Annotated in this window: 1 protein-coding gene and 1 pseudogene; both read right to left on the reverse strand. The window is 58.5% G+C overall.

Features of this window, described 5'->3' with window-relative positions:
- Positions 1-76, reverse strand: a pseudogene (locus KVT28_RS25040) (single-stranded DNA-binding protein); the annotation flags it as partial.
- 11 nt (positions 77-87) lie between these two features.
- The coding region (locus tag KVT28_RS25045) for a hypothetical protein (protein ID WP_217550857.1) at positions 88-275 on the reverse strand (188 nt) is incomplete at its 5' end.

Here is a 275-nt window from a genome sequence, read left to right on the forward strand (position 1 = left end):
TCGGCATATAGCGCCCCTCCGGGTCCTGTCCCAGATTGCCGACCAGAATCACTTTGTTAACCCCCCGTGAAGCCATGTTCGTTCTCCTCATGCAGTGGTTTTTACCCCCGTCACCCGTTGAGTTTGGGGAGCCGCGGTGTTGACGTTTTGTGGAAATCGGCTGGTTTTTTCCTCCGGTATTCCCTTCACCCGTTTGAGATCCTTCGCCGCGAGGGCGTAAACCAGCGCGGGTGACGGCAGCCGTCCGGGGCGACGGGGGCATTTATTTCGGGTCT

The sequence above is a fragment of the Pantoea sp. GbtcB22 genome (genome assembly GCF_019091025.1).
Taxonomy (GTDB): domain Bacteria; phylum Pseudomonadota; class Gammaproteobacteria; order Enterobacterales; family Enterobacteriaceae; genus Pantoea; species Pantoea leporis.